General features: G+C 36.3%; 21 protein-coding genes. 12 read left to right on the forward strand and 9 right to left on the reverse strand.

Annotated features, from left to right (window positions below; genetic code table 11):
• Window positions 1-25: 25 nt before the first annotated feature.
• Entirely contained in the window at window positions 26-562 is a 537-nt protein-coding gene (locus tag MKX96_RS05400) for a 2'-5' RNA ligase family protein (protein ID WP_340882598.1), read from the reverse strand.
• A 294-nt stretch (window positions 563-856) separates the two neighbouring features.
• Between MKX96_RS05400 and MKX96_RS05405 the strand changes: the two genes are divergently transcribed.
• The 5 genes from MKX96_RS05405 to MKX96_RS05425 all read left to right on the forward strand — a co-directional run bounded on the left by MKX96_RS05405 (window position 857) and on the right by MKX96_RS05425 (window position 4,031).
• A complete protein-coding gene (locus MKX96_RS05405; RefSeq protein WP_144539033.1) occupies window positions 857-1,033 on the forward strand; it encodes an asparagine synthase in 177 nt (58 codons plus the stop codon).
• 79 nt (window positions 1,034-1,112) lie between these two features.
• Entirely contained in the window at window positions 1,113-1,496 is a 384-nt protein-coding gene (locus MKX96_RS05410) for a DUF378 domain-containing protein (protein ID WP_340882601.1), read from the forward strand.
• Window positions 1,497-1,637: 141 nt separating this feature from the next.
• Entirely contained in the window at window positions 1,638-2,381 is a 744-nt protein-coding gene (locus tag MKX96_RS05415) for a class I SAM-dependent methyltransferase (RefSeq protein ID WP_340882604.1), read from the forward strand.
• 19 nt (window positions 2,382-2,400) lie between these two features.
• A complete protein-coding gene (locus MKX96_RS05420; protein ID WP_340882605.1) occupies window positions 2,401-3,258 on the forward strand; it encodes a hypothetical protein in 858 nt (285 codons plus the stop codon).
• A complete protein-coding gene (locus MKX96_RS05425; protein ID WP_340882607.1) occupies window positions 3,255-4,031 on the forward strand; it encodes a class I SAM-dependent methyltransferase in 777 nt (258 codons plus the stop codon). The genes MKX96_RS05420 and MKX96_RS05425 overlap by 4 nt, the downstream gene beginning before the upstream one ends.
• Window positions 4,032-4,142: 111 nt before the next feature.
• Here MKX96_RS05425 and MKX96_RS05430 read toward each other — a convergent pair whose 3' ends face one another.
• The 4 genes from MKX96_RS05430 to MKX96_RS05445 form a co-directional block, all read right to left on the reverse strand.
• On the reverse strand, window positions 4,143-5,144 hold the full coding sequence (locus tag MKX96_RS05430) for a phosphotransferase enzyme family protein (RefSeq protein ID WP_340885878.1): 1,002 nt from the start codon (window positions 5,142-5,144) through the stop codon (window positions 4,143-4,145).
• Between the two features lie 450 nt (window positions 5,145-5,594).
• Window positions 5,595-7,151, reverse strand: coding sequence for a YndJ family protein (locus MKX96_RS05435; protein ID WP_340882608.1), 1,557 nt, complete (start codon window positions 7,149-7,151; stop codon window positions 5,595-5,597).
• A complete protein-coding gene (locus MKX96_RS05440; RefSeq protein WP_340882609.1) occupies window positions 7,141-7,752 on the reverse strand; it encodes a DUF4166 domain-containing protein in 612 nt (203 codons plus the stop codon). The genes MKX96_RS05435 and MKX96_RS05440 overlap by 11 nt, the downstream gene beginning before the upstream one ends.
• A gap of 12 nt (window positions 7,753-7,764) precedes the next feature.
• Window positions 7,765-8,667 (reverse strand): DoxX-like family protein, encoded by a 903-nt coding sequence (locus tag MKX96_RS05445; RefSeq protein ID WP_340882610.1) that lies wholly within the window; start codon window positions 8,665-8,667, stop codon window positions 7,765-7,767.
• Between the two features lie 122 nt (window positions 8,668-8,789).
• Between MKX96_RS05445 and MKX96_RS05450 the strand changes: the two genes are divergently transcribed.
• From MKX96_RS05450 to MKX96_RS05470, 5 genes are read left to right on the forward strand one after another with little or no spacing between them, the layout of a single operon-like run.
• Window positions 8,790-9,812, forward strand: a complete 1,023-nt coding sequence (locus MKX96_RS05450) for a serine hydrolase domain-containing protein (protein ID WP_340882611.1) — start codon at window positions 8,790-8,792, stop codon at window positions 9,810-9,812.
• 4 nt (window positions 9,813-9,816) lie between these two features.
• Window positions 9,817-10,356, forward strand: coding sequence for a GNAT family N-acetyltransferase (locus tag MKX96_RS05455; protein WP_340882612.1), 540 nt, complete (start codon window positions 9,817-9,819; stop codon window positions 10,354-10,356).
• Between the two features lie 25 nt (window positions 10,357-10,381).
• A complete protein-coding gene (locus MKX96_RS05460) occupies window positions 10,382-10,561 on the forward strand; it encodes a hypothetical protein (RefSeq protein WP_340882614.1) in 180 nt (59 codons plus the stop codon).
• Complete coding sequence (locus MKX96_RS05465) at window positions 10,558-10,932, forward strand: hypothetical protein (RefSeq protein ID WP_340882615.1); 375 nt, start codon at window positions 10,558-10,560, stop codon at window positions 10,930-10,932. Before MKX96_RS05460 ends, MKX96_RS05465 begins: the two co-directional genes overlap by 4 nt.
• On the forward strand, window positions 10,877-11,350 hold the full coding sequence (locus MKX96_RS05470) for a GNAT family N-acetyltransferase (protein ID WP_340882616.1): 474 nt from the start codon (window positions 10,877-10,879) through the stop codon (window positions 11,348-11,350). The genes MKX96_RS05465 and MKX96_RS05470 overlap by 56 nt, the downstream gene beginning before the upstream one ends.
• A gap of 121 nt (window positions 11,351-11,471) precedes the next feature.
• Here the strand turns inward: MKX96_RS05470 and MKX96_RS05475 are convergent, their stop codons facing one another.
• Genes MKX96_RS05475 through MKX96_RS05490 form a run of 4 tightly spaced genes read right to left on the reverse strand, consistent with a single transcriptional unit; the run spans window position 11,472 to window position 16,005 of the window.
• Window positions 11,472-12,494, reverse strand: a complete 1,023-nt coding sequence (locus MKX96_RS05475) for a sensor histidine kinase (RefSeq protein WP_340882618.1) — start codon at window positions 12,492-12,494, stop codon at window positions 11,472-11,474.
• Window positions 12,491-13,186, reverse strand: coding sequence for a response regulator transcription factor (locus MKX96_RS05480; RefSeq protein WP_340882619.1), 696 nt, complete (start codon window positions 13,184-13,186; stop codon window positions 12,491-12,493). Before MKX96_RS05480 ends, MKX96_RS05475 begins: the two co-directional genes overlap by 4 nt.
• The gene (locus tag MKX96_RS05485) at window positions 13,179-15,233 is read right to left on the reverse strand and encodes an ABC transporter permease (RefSeq protein WP_340882621.1); all 2,055 of its coding nucleotides are present in this window, start codon (window positions 15,231-15,233) and stop codon (window positions 13,179-13,181) included. The genes MKX96_RS05480 and MKX96_RS05485 overlap by 8 nt, the downstream gene beginning before the upstream one ends.
• Entirely contained in the window at window positions 15,223-16,005 is a 783-nt protein-coding gene (locus tag MKX96_RS05490; protein WP_298469109.1) for an ABC transporter ATP-binding protein, read from the reverse strand. The genes MKX96_RS05485 and MKX96_RS05490 overlap by 11 nt, the downstream gene beginning before the upstream one ends.
• 325 nt (window positions 16,006-16,330) lie before the next feature.
• Here MKX96_RS05490 and arr point away from each other — a divergent pair, with 325 nt between their 5' ends.
• Together arr and plsY are read left to right on the forward strand one after the other, a co-directional pair.
• Window positions 16,331-17,080, forward strand: a complete 750-nt coding sequence (gene arr / locus MKX96_RS05495) for an NAD(+)--rifampin ADP-ribosyltransferase (RefSeq protein WP_340882624.1) — start codon at window positions 16,331-16,333, stop codon at window positions 17,078-17,080.
• A 234-nt stretch (window positions 17,081-17,314) separates the two neighbouring features.
• The gene (plsY, locus tag MKX96_RS05500; protein WP_340882625.1) at window positions 17,315-17,902 is read left to right on the forward strand and encodes a glycerol-3-phosphate 1-O-acyltransferase PlsY; all 588 of its coding nucleotides are present in this window, start codon (window positions 17,315-17,317) and stop codon (window positions 17,900-17,902) included.
• Window positions 17,903-17,925 lie beyond the last annotated feature (23 nt).

Below are 17,925 nucleotides of genomic sequence, written 5' to 3' on the forward strand. Positions count from 1 at the left end.
CTGGGATGTGTATTCTCAGCGGTATTTATATGTTCTGAAGTTTTTTAGAAAAAATTACTGGAGCTTGTGTCGGGATAGACGTAATTACAGCAATTTCTTTAATAAATCCCTTCATGTTCTGAGCTTGAGTAGTGCAATAGAGGAAAGCTTCTACTAATTTTTCGTTGGATAAACGATTTGCTATAGTACAGTGTGGAATCCATTGTCCAGGATTATACAAGGATAGTGAGTCATTAAAATTCTTAAAATAAGTATGAAAGTCGTTGTGGAAATGAAAAAGATCCTCTGTAATAACAGGTGCATAAAAAAGTGTTCCAGATCCTGTAAACGATCCAATAGAAGGAAACGTGATTTCTATACTTTTTTTATCTTCTAAATAGCTATCTAAGCTATCTACAAAAGATTTAATATCTAATTTGCTGTAACTTGCAATAGTAATATGTGGCTTCCGATCACTTACCTCAAACGCATAGGAAGAAATAGATTCATCCTTTAACTCCTGCCAAAGCTTCAAAATCTGCTTATTTAACTGACCATCAAATAACGCAATTATCCCATACATATGATTCGCCTTCTTTTTTTTAAAAATTCTTTTTTAATATCCAACGATTTATATATTTGATAAAAGATTGGAAAGTATGCCACTGAAGATAAGATTCAATCAGTTAATACTAATTTTCAGTAGACTAAAAAATATTTCGCTTGATTATATCACATAAATATTTCATTTATTGATAAATGTTGTTAAAAGAAAGGATATTTTCATGCCCGGGTACTATTTACTGAGCAGTATAAACAGATGGATATTGCAAAAGATATGAAGGAATCACAGCAATTAATGAGAGGAGTGTTTTTAATGGAGAGTATTCGCGAAGGGTTAATACCAACAGTTTTAGGGACAGCCGTAACTACAACTGGAGTAGCGCTTAGGAACAATAGAAGCATTTCACCATTAATCACGAGTTCGATTATCGGATTTGGCTTAGCGCATATTGTGTTGGGGGCAATCGATTTAGTTGAACATCGCCGCTAAAGATTCAGGGTGGAAGGAACAATTCCTTCCATTCTTACTACCTAGCTCCACCTATACAAATTGAAGGAGGTGTTGGTCCGTGTCAGTACTATCTCGGATTGCTTTAGCATTAGTTATCATTGGTGCATTAAACTGGGGTTTAATCGGATTTTTTGAATTTGACTTAGTTGCATCTATTTTTGGTGGACAAACTTCTGCGTTTGCTCGTGTTGTGTATGCACTCGTTGGTTTAAGCGGAATTGCTTGTATACCACTACTGTTTGCTCAAGAAGACGAAGAAAGAAGTACTTCTACCAGCAATGGTAACAGTCAAAATTACAGAAATCTAAGCTACGAAACAGAATTTGCAGAAGAAGAGGAAATTATTGTGGCAGATCCACAAACGAATGCTTCATCGAATAATTCTACAACAGACTCTACTACAAATTATTACAAAAAAACTTCTAAGAAAAAGAAGAGATAATTTTGTAGGGCATCCAAAAACCTGACGCAACGTTAAAACGTGCGTCAGGTTTTTTGTTTTATGAAGGAGTTTAAGAATAAATAATCGAATATAAATATAAATCCGCGGAAAGTGGTGGAACGAGTAAATTGGAGGAACAAGATGAATACCAAAACATTAGAAATAAACAAAACAAGCTGGGAAAAGTCAGCAAATCGTTTTTATGGAAGAAATCCTCTTCCAGAATATGGACCAATGGCTCCGCGTGAAGAACATTTAAATTTACTAGGGGAAGTAAAGGATTTGAAGGTTCTAGATATCGGCTTTGGCAGTGGGCATTCCCTACAATATATGGCGAATAGAGGAGCAGGAGAGCTTTGGGGCATTGACTTATCAGACAATCAGCTATCTGCTGCAAAAGAGTTATTGAAGGATTATGGATCTTCTGTAAAACTATTTCAATCTCCTATGGAAACTAATCCTGGATTGCCATCAAACTATTTTGAAATCGTTTATTCGATTTTTGCACTAGGATGGACTACTGATTTAGACAAAACATTATCCAATATCTATTCTTACTTAAAAGCAGGAGGCATTTTTGTCTTCAGCTGGGAGCATCCTCTACATAGCAGAGTGAAGCATGAGGATGGGAAGTATCTCTTCAACAAATCCTATCAAGAGGAAGGGCCGTACGACCATGATTTTTGGGATACCCAAGCAATCATGCAACAATTTAAAGTGAGTACTTATATTAATAGACTTGTGAAGGCAGGCTTTAAAATCGAGGAAGTCATTGAAGAGGTTTACTTAGAGGAGGAAGATGTACAGCGCCATGTGAATAGGTGGTACTCCTTTGAAAAAGCACAGCTTATACCGACAACACTAATTATTAAGTGTAGTAAATAGTTAAAGGGGGAAAGCAAAATTGAAGATTATAGATACGGTGCCTTTCTTTTTAAACAATTACACTCCATCGATTAGCTTTTTAAGGGGCTATTACGAAAAATATCCAGCTATTTTTACAGAATATTTTCCTCGTCATTGCAAAGACACCGAGGAACGACATAACCAGTCGCTTGAGAAATACCCTGATAATTTGCTTAAAATCAAACAAGTGCATGAAAATATAACACCTATTATTCAAGAAGTAGTGCACGAATATGAGCGATTATACGAAGTTTCTTTTCCGGTAGAGGTCAATTTGATTGTCGGAGGTTTTGGGTCAAATGCATATACGTACCAGCAAATAATTCCTAATATCACCTTTGCGTTAGAGAAGCTGTCTCCGGATCCAAACCATTTGAGGGTAATCGTTGCTCATGAGTTTGGTCATGCGGCGCAAAATATTTTAACGGACAGGGCCGGAATGGATTGGACGACTGCTCAATGGACTCATCCATTCAACTGGTTATATAGGGAAGGAATTGCAACGTGCCTATCTGAAAGAATTATTCCTCATTTAAAGAAATCCGTTTATTTTACTTACGATGATGAAGGTGAGGAGTGGCTCTATTTTGCTCAACGGCATGTTAAAGAAATAAAAAAGGCATTTATAGAAGACTATCGAAAAATGTCTGGAAATGAATTATCTCGTGATTGGTTTTCTATAAATGGAGTAAATGCCTTCGGCTACAGTAGATTTGGCTATTTCCTTGGAGAACTATTTGTGCAAGAGGAAATGGAGAAGCATGGGGAACTTGAAACAATCATCGCATGGGAAAATCCTCACTACCTAGAGAGGGTAGAGAATTGGCTACTTCAAGTTGAAGGAGAACTGGTATGACGAATCGCATTCAACTAGATAATTTAGAGGAATATGATGATCCAGCAGCCTATGATCAGGAAAATAATCATTACGTAGGGGAACTTCCATTATTACTAGAACGGGCAGGGAAAGTAAATGGTCCAATTATAGACTTAGCCTGTGGAACTGGGAGGCTGACCTTACCATTAGCCAAAGAAGGCCACAGTTTGATAGGTATTGATATTCATGAAGGAATGTTGGAGCAGGCAGCTAAAAAAGCCGGAAAGCTTAACTTGGATATACAGTGGCTGCAGCAGGATTGTACAAATTTCCAAGCAGGAATTAGAAGTCCGTTTATTTATATGGTGGGTAATTCCATACAGCATTTCCATACAAATGAGGCACAGGATCTACTTTTATCCTCTATAAAACAACATCTTCAGGAAGATGGTATTTTTATATTTGATACAAGATTTCCCTCTGCTAATGAGCTGCTTCAACCTGCTACAGAGGAATATTGGAAAACTTATATGGATGGAGAATACGAGGTAGATGTCTACACGATCAGCAGTTATGATGCATTAAAACAAATTCAGCATTACACAACCATTCGAAAATATAAAGATCATAGTGCAAAAATAATTGATGAAAAGATAACTAATATCAGCTTACGATATACCTATCCCTTAGAGATGGAGAGGTTATTAAAAGAACATAACCTGGAAATTGTAAATGTTTATAAGGATTGGAAGGGCACACCGCTTGATTCTGAAAGTGATAATATGGTGTATATCTGTAGAAAAGTTATCTAATAGATAAAAGCTATGTTTAAAAAATATTAAAATTGAGCTGGGAAATGTATCTCCAAGCTCATTTTATTAGATATACATTTTTTCTAAGTATCCGCTAGTTGAACAAGGACCCTAAGGTTTAGAAATTAATTTCAATAATTTTTCACCACGTTGTTTATAAGCGGTTAAGTGTTGTTTTAATATTTCTTCATTATTAGTTTCTAAAATTTTAATTGTATTTCTTACGAAGTTCCAATTTATGCAACCAGATAACCATATAAGTGAGGGAAGACGGTTAATATCATTTTCACAAAGCACATCATTTATTTTGTAACCATTAATAAAAGCATTTGCGACAATTGGAGACATTTCAGTCGAAGATATTCCATTTGTTCGGGAATACCATTTGATTAGCCATGCTAATCCCTCAATCCTATCGCTGTAGCCAATTGATTCAAAGTCGACAATTCCTTTTATTTTTTCATGTTTATCCCAGATAATATTAAGTGGATTTAAATCTGATTGTATTATAAAGTCAAAATGCTTCGTCGTTGCATTTTCTATATGATATTCAGTTATTTCAAGATATTCATCTACCATTTTTAAATTGTCTATTGAAATGTAAGATTCTTTAACTTTATTCCGAAGATTTTCAACAAATCGGGAGTAACCAACAAGTTGAGATTGCTTCTGGAAGACAGAACTTTTATATAAACTCGAAATATCGTGAATCTTTCTTGCAATTTTGCCAAATTCCTCTGCAATGTACGCATCACAATGAGTTATATGTTGGCCTTCAATCCATTCTAAAAGTATAAAACGATAGGTTTCATATTCCCATGTAATTGTCGTAAACGGGAAACCTTCTGAAGTGGGTAGTAAACGTATAAACGGAATTTTATTATTTACAAGGAATCGACAAAACTTTGTTTGTTCAAGTAAAGTATCATTTGAGATTTCTCCAAATATATTGTTTGGGGAACGATTATTCTTAATGAATCTTGCGGAGAATGGTTTTCCATCAGCAACTATTTTGTAATGTAGGTCACTATTCCAGCTGCCTTTATGTAATTCTTTTTCAATGAATAATACTTCGTTTCCTAATAAGTAAGGTTCAAGTGCTTTTTTTATCATTTGGTACAATTTTATATCCCCTTAGATGAAAAAGATTAGTATTATTTAAATACTGTAATTATTTGGAAAATCATAAGTGTTAAGGATGTGTGAGAATCTAAATGTAAATAACACCTAATAGGAGTCAATTTAATCAAACAGAACTAGACCTATGAAACAAGAACATTTCCTAATTTATTGATTGTAGCGGAAGGCGGCGACTCCAGTGGGATGAGTGAGACAGATAAGACATCACAACCACGCGCGTAAGCGATGGGTGATGGCTTATCGCTTACCCCACGGAAAGCGTCCGACTAGAGCGAAAATCAATTCTACTTTACAATTATAAAAGCATATAAAATTAACTATTCTCTATTAATTGTTCTTGTTTTTATTGAAAAAATATGACTTATGAAATTAATTTTAATAGATAAAAAGAATCGTAATCTCTGGGAATCTTTTTTTTCCATACTATTTCAACAAAACCCTATAATTAATCGTCAAAAATGGAATACAGAAAATACGCATCTCATGTTTGGCAGTTAGAATTTCATTTTTCTCCTCTAAAAGAAATTGCTCCTCCAAAGGAAGCTTAAAGATGGTTTCTCTAAAGGCCAAGTAAATCCCAGCATCAGACGCTAAGGCACTTTTGCTAGTTAAGAGAAGCTTTCCATCTTGCTCTTCTAATGCTAATACGCCAACCATCGACGACCATGGTAAAGGGAGGGAGATATTCATAAAGGTTTCCTCGTCTCGAGTATGTATGGAATATAGTGCAACAAAGATGGTGCTTGTTTCAATTTTTCGAACCCAAGCTCTTGTATTGGTACGTCCATCCTCGATAGCTACTATATCTCCAGTCATCTCCATTTCCTTAGAGGGGAAGGGTAGATTTAGCTGTTGTATTCTTGAACTAAACAAACCGTATAATGCGGCAAAAGGCTTGAACCAAACATGCCAGTAAACAGTGGAAAATAGTCGATAGTGCATTGTTTGTTCATAAAAATGGCTAATCATCGGAGGAAGTGACTCTTTATCTATAAAAATGCTCATATCATCGACCAAGCCCGTATAGGTCTTATTTATGTGATAGTCATCTAAAACTTTCTCACCAACAGTTCCTTTACCTTTGATCTTGCTAATAGGAAGTTGCAACTTTTTATAACGTGCCGGTGGTGTCCAAATGGACCAGCCGACAATACCGACGAACGCAAATATTAGGCAATTAAAGAATCCATGGAACTTAAGCATGAAATCTATCGTCACCCCAAAGACACCAAACGCATTCCCTGTTGCATACAAAAGGGAGAACAGAATAGTAACACCCAGTGCCCCAAAGGATGTAATGACTAGGCTTTTCTGATAGCCGTTTTTATATGTTGCCTTAATAGCTAGAACGATAAAACCATATATTCCAATCATATATAAAAGTACGGATATAAATTCTAAAAGTGTAGAAAAAGTGATTCCTATTGCAACGACTAAAGGAGAAATTAAAATGATAGCTGTCAGCCAAGGGTAGCTGGCAGGTTTATAAACTCGCCCTAAAAAGCCTATAAATACTGGTAACAAAAAGGAAGAATAGTGAAAGTGAATTCCTGTCAGCCACGTTAAAATAGGAGTAAATCCTGTATCTATTTCAAGAACAGAAGCAACAAACCAAATCCCGCCGATAAATAAATACATCATTCCCATATCAATCGCAAACTCTTCTATGTGGGTAAATCCTCTACTCATAAATCGTTTAAATCCATACATGGCCACAATAAAAGTAAAAAGTAGGTAGATAAGTGCGAGCAAGGCATCGAGCCTAGAATCTTCTGTAATCTGTAAAATAGAAACAGCTATTACAGCAGGAAGGACAAAGTAATAAATCAGATGATTATCTTTCATAACTAGTTTTAAGACGAGCGGAACAAATAAAATCTGAGCTACTGATAGCATAAGAAAATACCAGGGACCTACGCTAAAAGCAGCAACTATGAGAAATAAAATAGTATGGGAGATTGCAATTCTTTTATAGGTCATCTGTTTGAAACACCCCTTTATACTCGAATAGTATCCCAAGTAAAGGATTAGTGATTAAAACATGAATAGAAAATACGTCTCTCTTTTCTACATAACACTCTTTAACAAGAACATTTCCTTTTAAAAGCCTTGGTAAGGGGATTTCCAGCTTGCCTAATACAAGACGCTGTTTACTAGATTCAATTTGAAGATGTCCTTCCTCTGTGACGATGAATACGAGTTCAGAATAGAACAAGCTCGGCTCCCCAAGATAGTCCCTTACTACACGCTTACTCTTATCTAAGCTCATTAGCGCATTAAAATATCTTGTTTGGTTTGGGAAGAAAAACGTTCTCTCCCAGTGAACCTGTTGTTCGCCGTTTGGACCTAGCTGCCCTTTATTAACGATTTGAAATGGTACATTCTCTCCTTGCTCAGGAAATAAAAACTTCCAACGAGTGGCTATACGAAAGAAAGGTGACAACCATTTCGGACCACTAGTTATTTTTGTCATGACTCCTGTTGCCTGGAAGGCCTTTTCAGAAGAAATAGTATACCGCCGCTTGAGCATTGGCTGCAGTCGCTCGAATTGTTCTCCAAGCATTTCTTTATAAATAGACATATGAAAAACTCCTTATCTTGAACGCTTACAGCTTTTGGAAGTTGGAATGTCTTTACTAACCAGCAATCCGATAACGGATAGAACAAACAGCGTTAAGTTAAATGTAAGGGGGTTAAATGGATCACCAAATACGGTGGCGTCTCCTATTAAAGTGGAGAGTGTAAGTAATGGAAAAACAACGACTTGGATTTTCAGTAATCTTCGCTTATTGCTATATAGTAGCCATAGGAGACCGAATATTATTTCGATAGCACCTGCCGTTGAAACGATATTTTGAGCTTCGTTCACTGTTAAGGGAAGCATGCCCTGGGTCATTGATACTTCCTCTGGATGCATTAATATTAATTTTGGAACGAGGCCGTGATACACCCAAACAAAAAAGAACAGAATGGTAATAAGCCAGTGACTGAAGAATCGTACATACTGATTGGATGGAGTGTCACCTTTTTCGAGCCACCTCTTAAATACATCAAAGCTAAGAGCAGTTGCCCATCCCATCATCGGGCGAAATAATAGTCGATCCATCATTTTCCCTAATGTCCCGAAACGAACATCGTAATCATACTGGGTAAAAAATTTGATGCCGTCTTGCCCCTGCTCATACTTCCAATATCCCTTACCTTCTTTTATAGGAGAGATCTTTTGGGCAGTACCGAAATGCAGCGAGGATGTTCTAGAGTTGTCCTTCGCATGAAAGGTACCGACACTTTTCCCCCAACCCGAAATACTAAATCCAAATCCTATATTCGTTTTATATTCAAATAGCTGTGGTTCATCTTCTTTTTTGGGTAAATAGGTGATAGAAGAAAAACGCAAATCCCATTGTTCATGTAGCTCGGGATTTTGAGATGTCTCCCATACCTTTTCCATATCGCTAGAGATACTAGTCTCTACATAAATTGGTTTATTTTTCATAATCTCACCTCCTTATTAGATTAACATAAAGGACTTTCTACTAGTAATAAAGAATAAGAAATAAAGTAGCGCACCAGCCAGCCACTTTTAGCTACGTCATCCAAGGAAACGAGGTTAGTAATATGCAGTTAAATAAAAATTTACAAGCTAGATTCAATCCAGTTATCAATCATGTGAAAAATACGTACGATGCTGTCTATGCAACTGGAGCGGCAGTTATAGTCATTCATAAAGATAAAATTGTTACTGAACAATATTGGGGCACTCAATCTAGTAGACCAGAAGCTAGAGAAGTACAGGAGGATACCCAGTTTTACGTGGCGTCTGTTCGGAAAAGCTATATAGGGTTTGCTGTCGCATATGCGGTGCATCATGGGTATATCGGATCGATAGATGATGAAGTGACAAAATATATTGCGGATTTGGAGGAAGAAGTTTTTCACGGAACTACAATTAGACATTTATTGACACATACGCATGGGCTAACGGAGCTAGAAGGTAAAATTATTCGAGAGTTTTTACCAGGGGAGAGCTGGGCCTATAGACAAGTTAATATAAACCTGCTTACACAAATAGTAAAGGTTACAACAGGCCAAACAGTAGCAGAGTTACTAAAAGAAAAGGTATTTCGACCACTCGGCTTGAATGAGAGTGACTGGTACACAGAAATTCAACCTAAGCTTGCAGAGGTCATTGATCCGTCCGGCCAACCAAAACAAATACCAACAAACAGTACAAAGGGCGATCAAATGAACATGTTCACTTCTGCAAGAGATTTAGCCTATTGGGGTTACCTTCATTTAAAGCGGGGATACATAGATAACAAGCAGGTAATACCAAAAGAAGTTATTCAGCTATCTACGTCTCTTATAAGTCCGAGTACAATTGACAAGGATTTGCCTCAGCATGGTTTTCTTTGGTTTGTAAAGGATTTACCTGCAAGAAAAACGGAGCTTGGAGATTTAGTACCACGTGGCTCGTATCAAATTTTAGGATTCACAGGTGTTGCCGTACTAGTCATACCAGAACACGAAATCGTGGCAGTTCGGATGGTCAATAGCTTTGGATCACCAGAGAACCATGACTTTCTTGCGGACATAAGGTCCTTTGGAGACAGTGTAATGAAAAGTTTACAGGAGGGGTAAGTGAATGATTATTATTAAGCAATTTGATCATAGCGTACATATGACAGAGGAAATGGCGATGCTTTACCAAGCGGTATGGAAAAAAGAAGAGGATGACTTCTTCGAAAGAATACAAAAGCATGCCAATTATGATGGTTTTCTAGGAATTGTAGCATACACCGAGACAAACGAGTGCATTGGATTTGCGTATGGTTACAAATCAGAGGATGGACAGTACTACCGAGGTCTTCTAGAGCAGGAATTAACGGTGGAAGAAGCAGAAGTATGGTTAACGGATTGCTTTGAATTTGTAGAGCTATTAGTTCACTCCTCATACCGAGGAAATGGATTAGGTAAAAGATTATTAGAAAAATTAGTGAACAATTGCGCGATGAAGACGTCTGTATTAACAACCAAGGCTAGTAATTTAGTAGCTCAAGCTTTATATGCAAAATCAGGATGGGAAATGATTAAACAAAATTTCTTCCCCTCGTCAACGGATGAACCCTATGTCATTATGGGGAAGTTATTGACAGAAGCAGGAGAGAATGAGATTCATATATAAAAATAACAATGGGGGAATGTAGAGGATGGCTTGGCTTTTATTGATTATTCCTTTGCTTGGAGTGTCCTTATTATTAAATTTAGTAACGTTAGCACAGAAATTAAAGGATGGAAAAAACTATGACAATCAAAAAATAATGAGTGCTGTTATCATTTTCATTCTGATGTTTTTAATCACAAATTTTTTATTGGAGGGAGTAAATTGAACAGCTTTGAAGCTTTTAGTACTTTCACATTAATGAGACCGATCTTTATAACGTTTCTTGCTTTAGCTTTAATTTTACTTATAGCGGTGGTGCTCTTTAGAACTCAAAAATGGATAACAGCCTTCACCATTTCTGTTGTTTCTATTATATCTATTGTAGTTTGTGCACAACTTTTATTTTTGGAAGGAATTATTGTGGATGAGCTTAATTTATCGGGCGACCCAGCTTCTATGTATATGTTTTTTGCTATTACGCTGTTGAGTATATTAAATCTTCTTATTTATTTTTTAGACTGGGGAAAAGGAGAGAAAGCGCTTGAGCTACATACTTCAACCGATGACTCAGGAGCAGGCCGAGGACATTGCTTATAACTGGCACTATGAAGAACCGTATTCCTTTTATAATATGGAAGCAGACGAGGAGGACCTGGAGGAATTTCTAGACCCGGTAAGTCGTAAGAACGAATATTACGTCGTTATGGAGAAGGAGAATCTCATAGGGTTTTTTAGTTTTACTTTGGTAGCCCCTGAAGTAATTGATATTGGACTGGGAATGCAGCCAAATTTAACGGGTAAGGGTAAAGGAATTAATTTCTTGAAGGCAGGCTTACAGTTTGCTCAAAGTATGTTCCAACCGGCAGCGATTACTTTATCCGTAGCTACCTTTAACAAACGAGCTATAGCGTTGTATAAACAGGTAGGCTTTAAAGAGCTAGAAACTTTTAATCAGACTACTAATGGTGGAAGCTATGAGTTTGTTAAAATGCTCTATGAAACAGCCAAGGAATGAGCTTCCTTGGCTATTTTTATTATTGCTAATTAAGGTTGTTTTAAGAGAACTTTTATAAAAGATTTCTAAACTAGGGTTTGGTGACATCGCTTTTCCATTTATTAAGATCTCAAAAAAACCTTTAAACCTTCGGAAAAAGCAGCTGAATGGTAAAACCACGTTTGTGTTCTGACTTAACCTCAATTTCAACTTGCAAATCGTCACATAATTTTTTCACTAAAAACAATCCCAACCCTGTAGACCGCTTTTGATTACTAGCATCTCCTGTAAATCCTTTATCAAATATAAATGGTAAATCTGATTGTAAGACGCCTAGTCCATTGTCAGCTACTTTAACATAATAGCTGTCTTTTGCATGATCAAAACCTGTTTCTATCCAAATGAAACTTTCACTATCTACGTTTCGATATTTAATTGCATTTACAAGTAATTGGATTAAAATAAAATGAAGTACTCTTTCATCAGATGCAACGTTTATCTCCTTTATCTCCGTATGAACGTTTACATGCTGCTCTTCCAATAACGATTGTAGCTCTAGTAATACATCTTCAAAGCATTCCACAATAGAGACCTTTTTCAAGCTATAGTCAACATGCACAGCTTGTAGCTTTGCATAAAATAATATGCGTTCTACGTAATCGTGAATAGTTATATTTGCATGATTTAGCCGTTGATAAACCAACGGGGACATTTCATCTTGACGATTTTGTAAGACAAAATGAAGTAACGAAAGTGGTGTTTTAATTTCATGCACCCAGCTTTCGATAAAGGTTTCATACTCTTTTGACTGGTACTTTGCATCTTGTAAGTCATCAGACAGATGACGTAATTGATTAGCCAAACCATGCAGTGGTTCCTTATATATGTCACCTAAAAGTTGTAGCAACTTAGCCTCATGCTCAGCGGAAGGCTCTCTTAAAAATTGATAAAATGTGTTTCTTTGCTTTCGTTGTTTTTTCCATGTAAAAAGCACACCAATCAAAATGGTTACAAAAGTAAAAATGAGCATCGTCAATATTAATAACTTAAATGACTCTGGATATGCAACCCATGCTAAAAAAATAAAAAAACCGCTATTTACACATAGAAGCAAAATCCATTGCCGCGATTGCTGTAAACTAGGGAGCCAATTTAGTTGCCTCATGGGGACTCACCCTCTATCAATTGATAGCCAACGCCTCTGACCGTTTTAATCTGAGATGATACGCCTACTTTATCTAATGTTTTACGAAGTCTGGTCATGTTTACTTGTAGTATATTTTCGTCCACAAATTCACTACTTCCCCACAATTCATGGAAAAGTTGCTCCTTTTCCACAACAGCCGGTGCATATTGTATTAAAAGCTTCATAATGGCACTTTCATTTTCAGATAATGAAAGTGAATTGTGACCAATATATAATTCATTCGTTTTCACATCTAATTGGAATTTTCCCCAATTTAAAAGCATCGGCATTTTAGCATAAAGTTGTTGTAACTTTTGTACTCTTGCAATGAGACGTTTCGGATGACATGGCTTCGTTAAAAAGTCATCGGCTCCTAACTCTAATGCATGCAACTCATCTCGTATCTGATTGCGAGCAGTTAAAATTAGAATCGGACCAATTCCTTTCATTTTCAAAGTACGACAAATTTGAAAACCTGATAAGTTAGGTAAATTTAAATCTAACAATACTAACCCCGGTTTGGCAGCGATGATATCTTCAACAGGTGTATTAAAAGAAGAGATACTTACTACAAAGTACCCCTCCTTTTGTAAAATATTTTGTAATTCTTCGCGGAGGAAAATGTCATCCTCTACAATGACAATATTCGCCATACCATCACCTCTACTCAATTTCTTTTAACTTCCTGATTTCCTCATCACTTTTTCGTTGAATCATTCGAATATAGCCAACTTCAATTACAATAAATAATAGCACTACTAAACCAATAATAATTCCATTTTGAAGACTGAAAATAGTAGCCGGCATTGCTTTTAATAAAGACCAAATGCCAAAAATTCCACTAACCAACGCGACCGAAATAGCTAAGATGAAGTATAACCAAATTTGCTTGCGAGCAGATTTACAAATTGATTCCACATCTGCACCGAGCATTGCTAATGTTTGATAGCGACTACGCGTGCTTATTTGCTGCATTAAAAAGTTTAGACCTAGTACAGTATTAGCAATAATTAAAAACATCACGCCTAAATAAAACGTTGTATAACTGCTTGCTACCGTATAAAATAACTGTCTACCCATGCTCGCAAGATAGCTCTCATATTGCAAGCCTGTCGAATTAAGTACTTGATCGACTTCAAGCATCGCCTGCATAAGCCCTTTTTCTTCAATGAACTCGTCTTTTAACGTCATATTCCAAAGCCAAGTTTCCTCAGCGTCAAAATATTGCTCATATAATGCATCAGGTACAATCATCGAATACATTAACGTAATAGCTCGATCTGCCACAATTTGATCCGAATATAACGTCGGCAATAATGTGTATTCATTTTCCGCAATTTCAACTGTTGGATTTTTTTTCAATGTGTCTTTTAATATATCATATGGCGCTCCTGTATCGTCACTTGTATACATGGCCACTTCATTATCAGCTAACTGAATTGGATTCTTTCCAGCTGTCTCAAGCATCGTGTTATAGCTCGATAATGAAATAAAATACGGCGTGTGCTGCATCGATAAGTTGTTTAATAAAATCTCTTTTGGCTCTGAATCAGCTTGACTCGATACTGTTTCTATTAAGCCCGTCCATGCAAAATAATAATTTAATACTGATTCATCTGCAGGTGTGTAGAAATTATGTAACTCCATCCCATAATAACTATCAACATAAGGTACTAGCTCATCGGATTTAATCAAAGGGTTAATTTCATCTTCATTACCATTAAACGTATAATCAACAGTTCGATTAGCTACAGCGCTATTCATTAACGCTGTTGATGTACCAAAAGCAAAGCAGACCATCGCCATTAGAATCAGTAAGGATGAAATAGCGAGTGAACTCCATTGATGCAATACATTTTCTTGTAGCTGTCTCGCCGAAAATATCGATAAACCTGTCGAAGAACTTCCTTTTCGCTTCACATAAACACCAATCATACTTCCTAAGCCACGGAATAAAATAAATGTCCCACACACACCAACAAACAAAATCAATGCAAATACGCGGTAATCAAAATTTCGTAAATATAAAATCGCCATACCATAAGCGATGCTTAAAAAAATCGTCCCGAATAATAAAGCCGCTCCAGATAGTAAGCTCACGGCTCCCCATTTAGGCGTCATTGTAGTTTGTGACTTTTCCTTATCCTCATGAAGTAATTCAATCGGCTCTTTTCGACTCATTGTAAAGCTTAAAATAAGCATCGCTAGCAGTTGCACAAGGAAGAAACCACAGATCGTCAAGCCAATACCTGTCCATGAAATACGGAACGCATGACCTATAATCCCCATGCCAACTAAACGTGATGTCGCTAAATTGATCAGCTCTGTTAAAAACAATGAAATCGGCAAACCAATACTCAGGGCCACAATCCCGTTCCAAATCGTTTCGCCCGTAATCATGAGAAACAGCTTACTTTGCTTCATCCCCATCATTAAATACAAACCGAACTCATGACTGCGACGCTGAAGCTGGTAGCGATTTGCAAAATACACGAGGAAGAATACGAACAATAATGAAACTGCATAAAGCACTGGAATTAATAACAACAATCGCTCGACTGCATCGCTTTCAATTGTCTTCAAATATAACATGACATCTTGCTCACCTAATGACAAAATCACATAAAACGCCACAATTGACACGACAAGCGATGCAAAATACACACCGTTTTCCTTCCGGATTTTGCGGCTATTACGCTTCACAAATTCAAAGAACATTACTACTACCTCCAGCAAGTTGCGCCATCACCATAACGATTCGCTCATAAAATGTCTCCTGAGATTCTCCCGGTACATTTCTACGTAGTTCATGGAAAATGACACCGTCTTGGATGAACAAAATTCTTGAGCAGTAGCTAGCCGCATTCGCATCATGCGTCACCATTAAAATAGTAGATGCCTGTTTTTGATTATGATCAGACAGCTTCTTCATTAAAATCTTGGCGTTTTTAGTATCTAACGCACCAGTCGGCTCATCCGCTAACACAATGCTAGGATTTGAAATTAGCGCTCTCGCTGCTGCAATCCGTTGCTTTTGCCCTCCAGATAATTGTGACGGGAATTTATTTAGCAGTTCTTCTATATCGAATATTTTTGCTAATTGCAGCAACTCTTGTTCTTGTGCCTTTATATTAATTCCATGAATTGCTAACGGCAACATGATATTTTCTTTCGCCGTTAAATTATCAATCAGTTCAAATTGCTGAAATAAATATCCGATTTGATTGCCTCTATATGCTGCGAGTTGTGATCCTTTGAACGACGAAATATTTTGCCCGTCTAGCAATATTTGCCCTGATGTTGGCTTTTGCATTGTGGCGATTACATTTAGTAGCGTCGTCTTGCCTGAACCGCTCGCACCCATAATGCCAAGAAATTCCCCTGGTAAAACATCAAAAGTTACGCCTTTTAATGCCATTGTTTCATTTTGCCCCTCACCAAAAACTTTTCGTACTGCTTTCACTTCAAGTAATTTATTCGAAGCATTCATCTGTATAGCCTCCCATTTTCATTCCTAGCAATACCTTACTACAAAAAAACTGTAAATTATTCTTACAGTTGTTGTAAGATTAAAATAACTTTCTATCTGCTTAAATCAAGTTGCTAGTAGGAATCGGTAAAACGATGGGGAACGCAAACAAAAAATGAAAAATGTTGCTGATTTTGTTATTAAAAAAATCAAGTTGCGACGAATCAAGACAAAGATTCAAAGGAAATTAAGTTGTTTTTTAATGAGAAGATATGGTCGTTTAAATAAGAGTTTTGGAGAAGTGTATTACAAAAATGTTATTTCATTAATTGGGAGGTAAGATTAGATGAGTATAAAATTTGACCAAAACAACGTCGTTATTAAACTTTGTATGAATGGAATGAACATGGAAGATGGGGGAAATGTTGAAGGTGCAATCACCATGTTTCATCAAGCATGGCTAGAAGCAAAAGACGACTATGAAAGATTTATTGCAGCATATCATTTGGCTCGTAAACAAAAGAGTATCACAGAGAAATTGAAATGGATGAAAACCTCTTTACAGTGTGCACTAAAAATAAATGATGATAATGTTAAGAGTGCATATTCAACGTTATATTTAAACATTGCCAAATGCTATGAGGAGTTGTGTGATTTTGATAATGCAAAAAGAAATTATGAATTGTCAAACTCATATAACGGTACACCTTCTGATGAAGGACCATTTTATCATGGGACAAAGGCAGATTTACGGGTTGGTGATTTGCTGACAGCGGGTGGAAAATCAAATTACAAACCTGGGCTTAAAATGAACCACATTTATTTCACTGCTAATGCCAATGGTGCAGGACTTGCAGCAGCATTAGCAAAAGGAGAAGGAAGAGAACGGGTTTATAAAATAGAACCAACAGGTCAATTTGAAAACGACCCAAATGTTACTGACAAAAAGTTCCCGGGTAACTTAACACGATCTTATCGTTCTCAAGAACCTTTAAGAATTATTGGCGAAGAAACTGAGTGGGCGAAACTGACAACAACGGAGCGAAGTGAATGGCGCAAAAATTTAGCCACGAACAAGGGTGAAATTATTAACTGAACATATTTTAAATGGCATAAAATAGTTAATTTGTTTGCAATTATCTATATTCCGTAATATGGACTTTAGTAAGATAAAAGAACCAAATAAAAATGAGCTTGGAAAATATCCAGCTCATTTTTATATGTATTTTAGTCCACCTTTAGCATTAACATAGCCGAAGGTTTGAAGGAAAAAGGATACAACAAAGAGAAATACTTAAAATAACAAACTGAGTGGGGGGATAACACTACTTTGAACATTTTAACTCTGATTTTAAGTTATTTAATAGGTTCAATTTCGTTTGCTTTAATCGTCGGTAAAATATTATATAAGAAAGATATTCGTGATTATGGTAGCGGTAATCTTGGTGCAACTAATGCTTACAGAGTTTTAGGCATTAAAGCAGGAGTAATTGTTGCAATTGCTGATATATTAAAAGGCACACTTGCTTGTTTACTTCCCCTAATACTGAGTTCTACTATTAATCCAATTGTATGTGGCTTATTAGCTATATTAGGTCACGTATTTTCTGTGTTTGCTAGTTTTAAAGGTGGAAAAGCTGTTGCGACAGCAACTGGAGTTTTTTTATTTTTGACCCCTTTAGGTGTATTTGTTGGTTTTGTTGTGTTTGTGCTAACTTTGTTATTAACAAAGTATGTATCATTAAGTTCAATGTTAGCTTGTATAGCTTTATTTGTTTACAGTCTAATATTTGAAGATAAAGTTATCATAGGACTTTCTCTATTAATAAGCGTATCGATCATCATTCTTCATCGACAAAATATAAAAAGAATTCTAGATGGATCAGAAAGCAGGATAGTAGCACCGCAGGATAGTTGAAGAAAGATGTTTTACTTGTGTAG

The organism is Psychrobacillus sp. FSL W7-1493 (assembly GCF_038004905.1).
Taxonomy (GTDB): Bacteria; Bacillota; Bacilli; order Bacillales_A; family Planococcaceae; genus Psychrobacillus.

What these genes read in the sequence shown, in the direction of transcription:
- MKX96_RS05400 (WP_340882598.1), bottom strand. Translation starts at nt 562, where the DNA reads ATGTATGGGATAATTGCGTTATTTGATGGTCAGTTAAATAAGCAGATT.
- MKX96_RS05405 (WP_144539033.1), top strand. Translation starts at nt 857, where the DNA reads ATGGAGAGTATTCGCGAAGGGTTAATACCAACAGTTTTAGGGACAGCC.
- MKX96_RS05415 (WP_340882604.1), top strand. Translation starts at nt 1,638, where the DNA reads ATGAATACCAAAACATTAGAAATAAACAAAACAAGCTGGGAAAAGTCA.
- MKX96_RS05425 (WP_340882607.1), top strand. Translation starts at nt 3,255, where the DNA reads ATGACGAATCGCATTCAACTAGATAATTTAGAGGAATATGATGATCCA.
- MKX96_RS05430 (WP_340885878.1), bottom strand. Translation starts at nt 5,144, where the DNA reads ATGATAAAAAAAGCACTTGAACCTTACTTATTAGGAAACGAAGTATTA.
- MKX96_RS05435 (WP_340882608.1), bottom strand. Translation starts at nt 7,151, where the DNA reads ATGACCTATAAAAGAATTGCAATCTCCCATACTATTTTATTTCTCATA.
- MKX96_RS05440 (WP_340882609.1), bottom strand. Translation starts at nt 7,752, where the DNA reads ATGTCTATTTATAAAGAAATGCTTGGAGAACAATTCGAGCGACTGCAG.
- MKX96_RS05445 (WP_340882610.1), bottom strand. Translation starts at nt 8,667, where the DNA reads ATGAAAAATAAACCAATTTATGTAGAGACTAGTATCTCTAGCGATATG.
- MKX96_RS05450 (WP_340882611.1), top strand. Translation starts at nt 8,790, where the DNA reads ATGCAGTTAAATAAAAATTTACAAGCTAGATTCAATCCAGTTATCAAT.
- MKX96_RS05455 (WP_340882612.1), top strand. Translation starts at nt 9,817, where the DNA reads ATGATTATTATTAAGCAATTTGATCATAGCGTACATATGACAGAGGAA.
- MKX96_RS05460 (WP_340882614.1), top strand. Translation starts at nt 10,382, where the DNA reads ATGGCTTGGCTTTTATTGATTATTCCTTTGCTTGGAGTGTCCTTATTA.
- MKX96_RS05475 (WP_340882618.1), bottom strand. Translation starts at nt 12,494, where the DNA reads ATGAGGCAACTAAATTGGCTCCCTAGTTTACAGCAATCGCGGCAATGG.
- MKX96_RS05485 (WP_340882621.1), bottom strand. Translation starts at nt 15,233, where the DNA reads ATGTTCTTTGAATTTGTGAAGCGTAATAGCCGCAAAATCCGGAAGGAA.
- MKX96_RS05490 (WP_298469109.1), bottom strand. Translation starts at nt 16,005, where the DNA reads ATGAATGCTTCGAATAAATTACTTGAAGTGAAAGCAGTACGAAAAGTT.
- arr (WP_340882624.1), top strand. Translation starts at nt 16,331, where the DNA reads ATGAGTATAAAATTTGACCAAAACAACGTCGTTATTAAACTTTGTATG.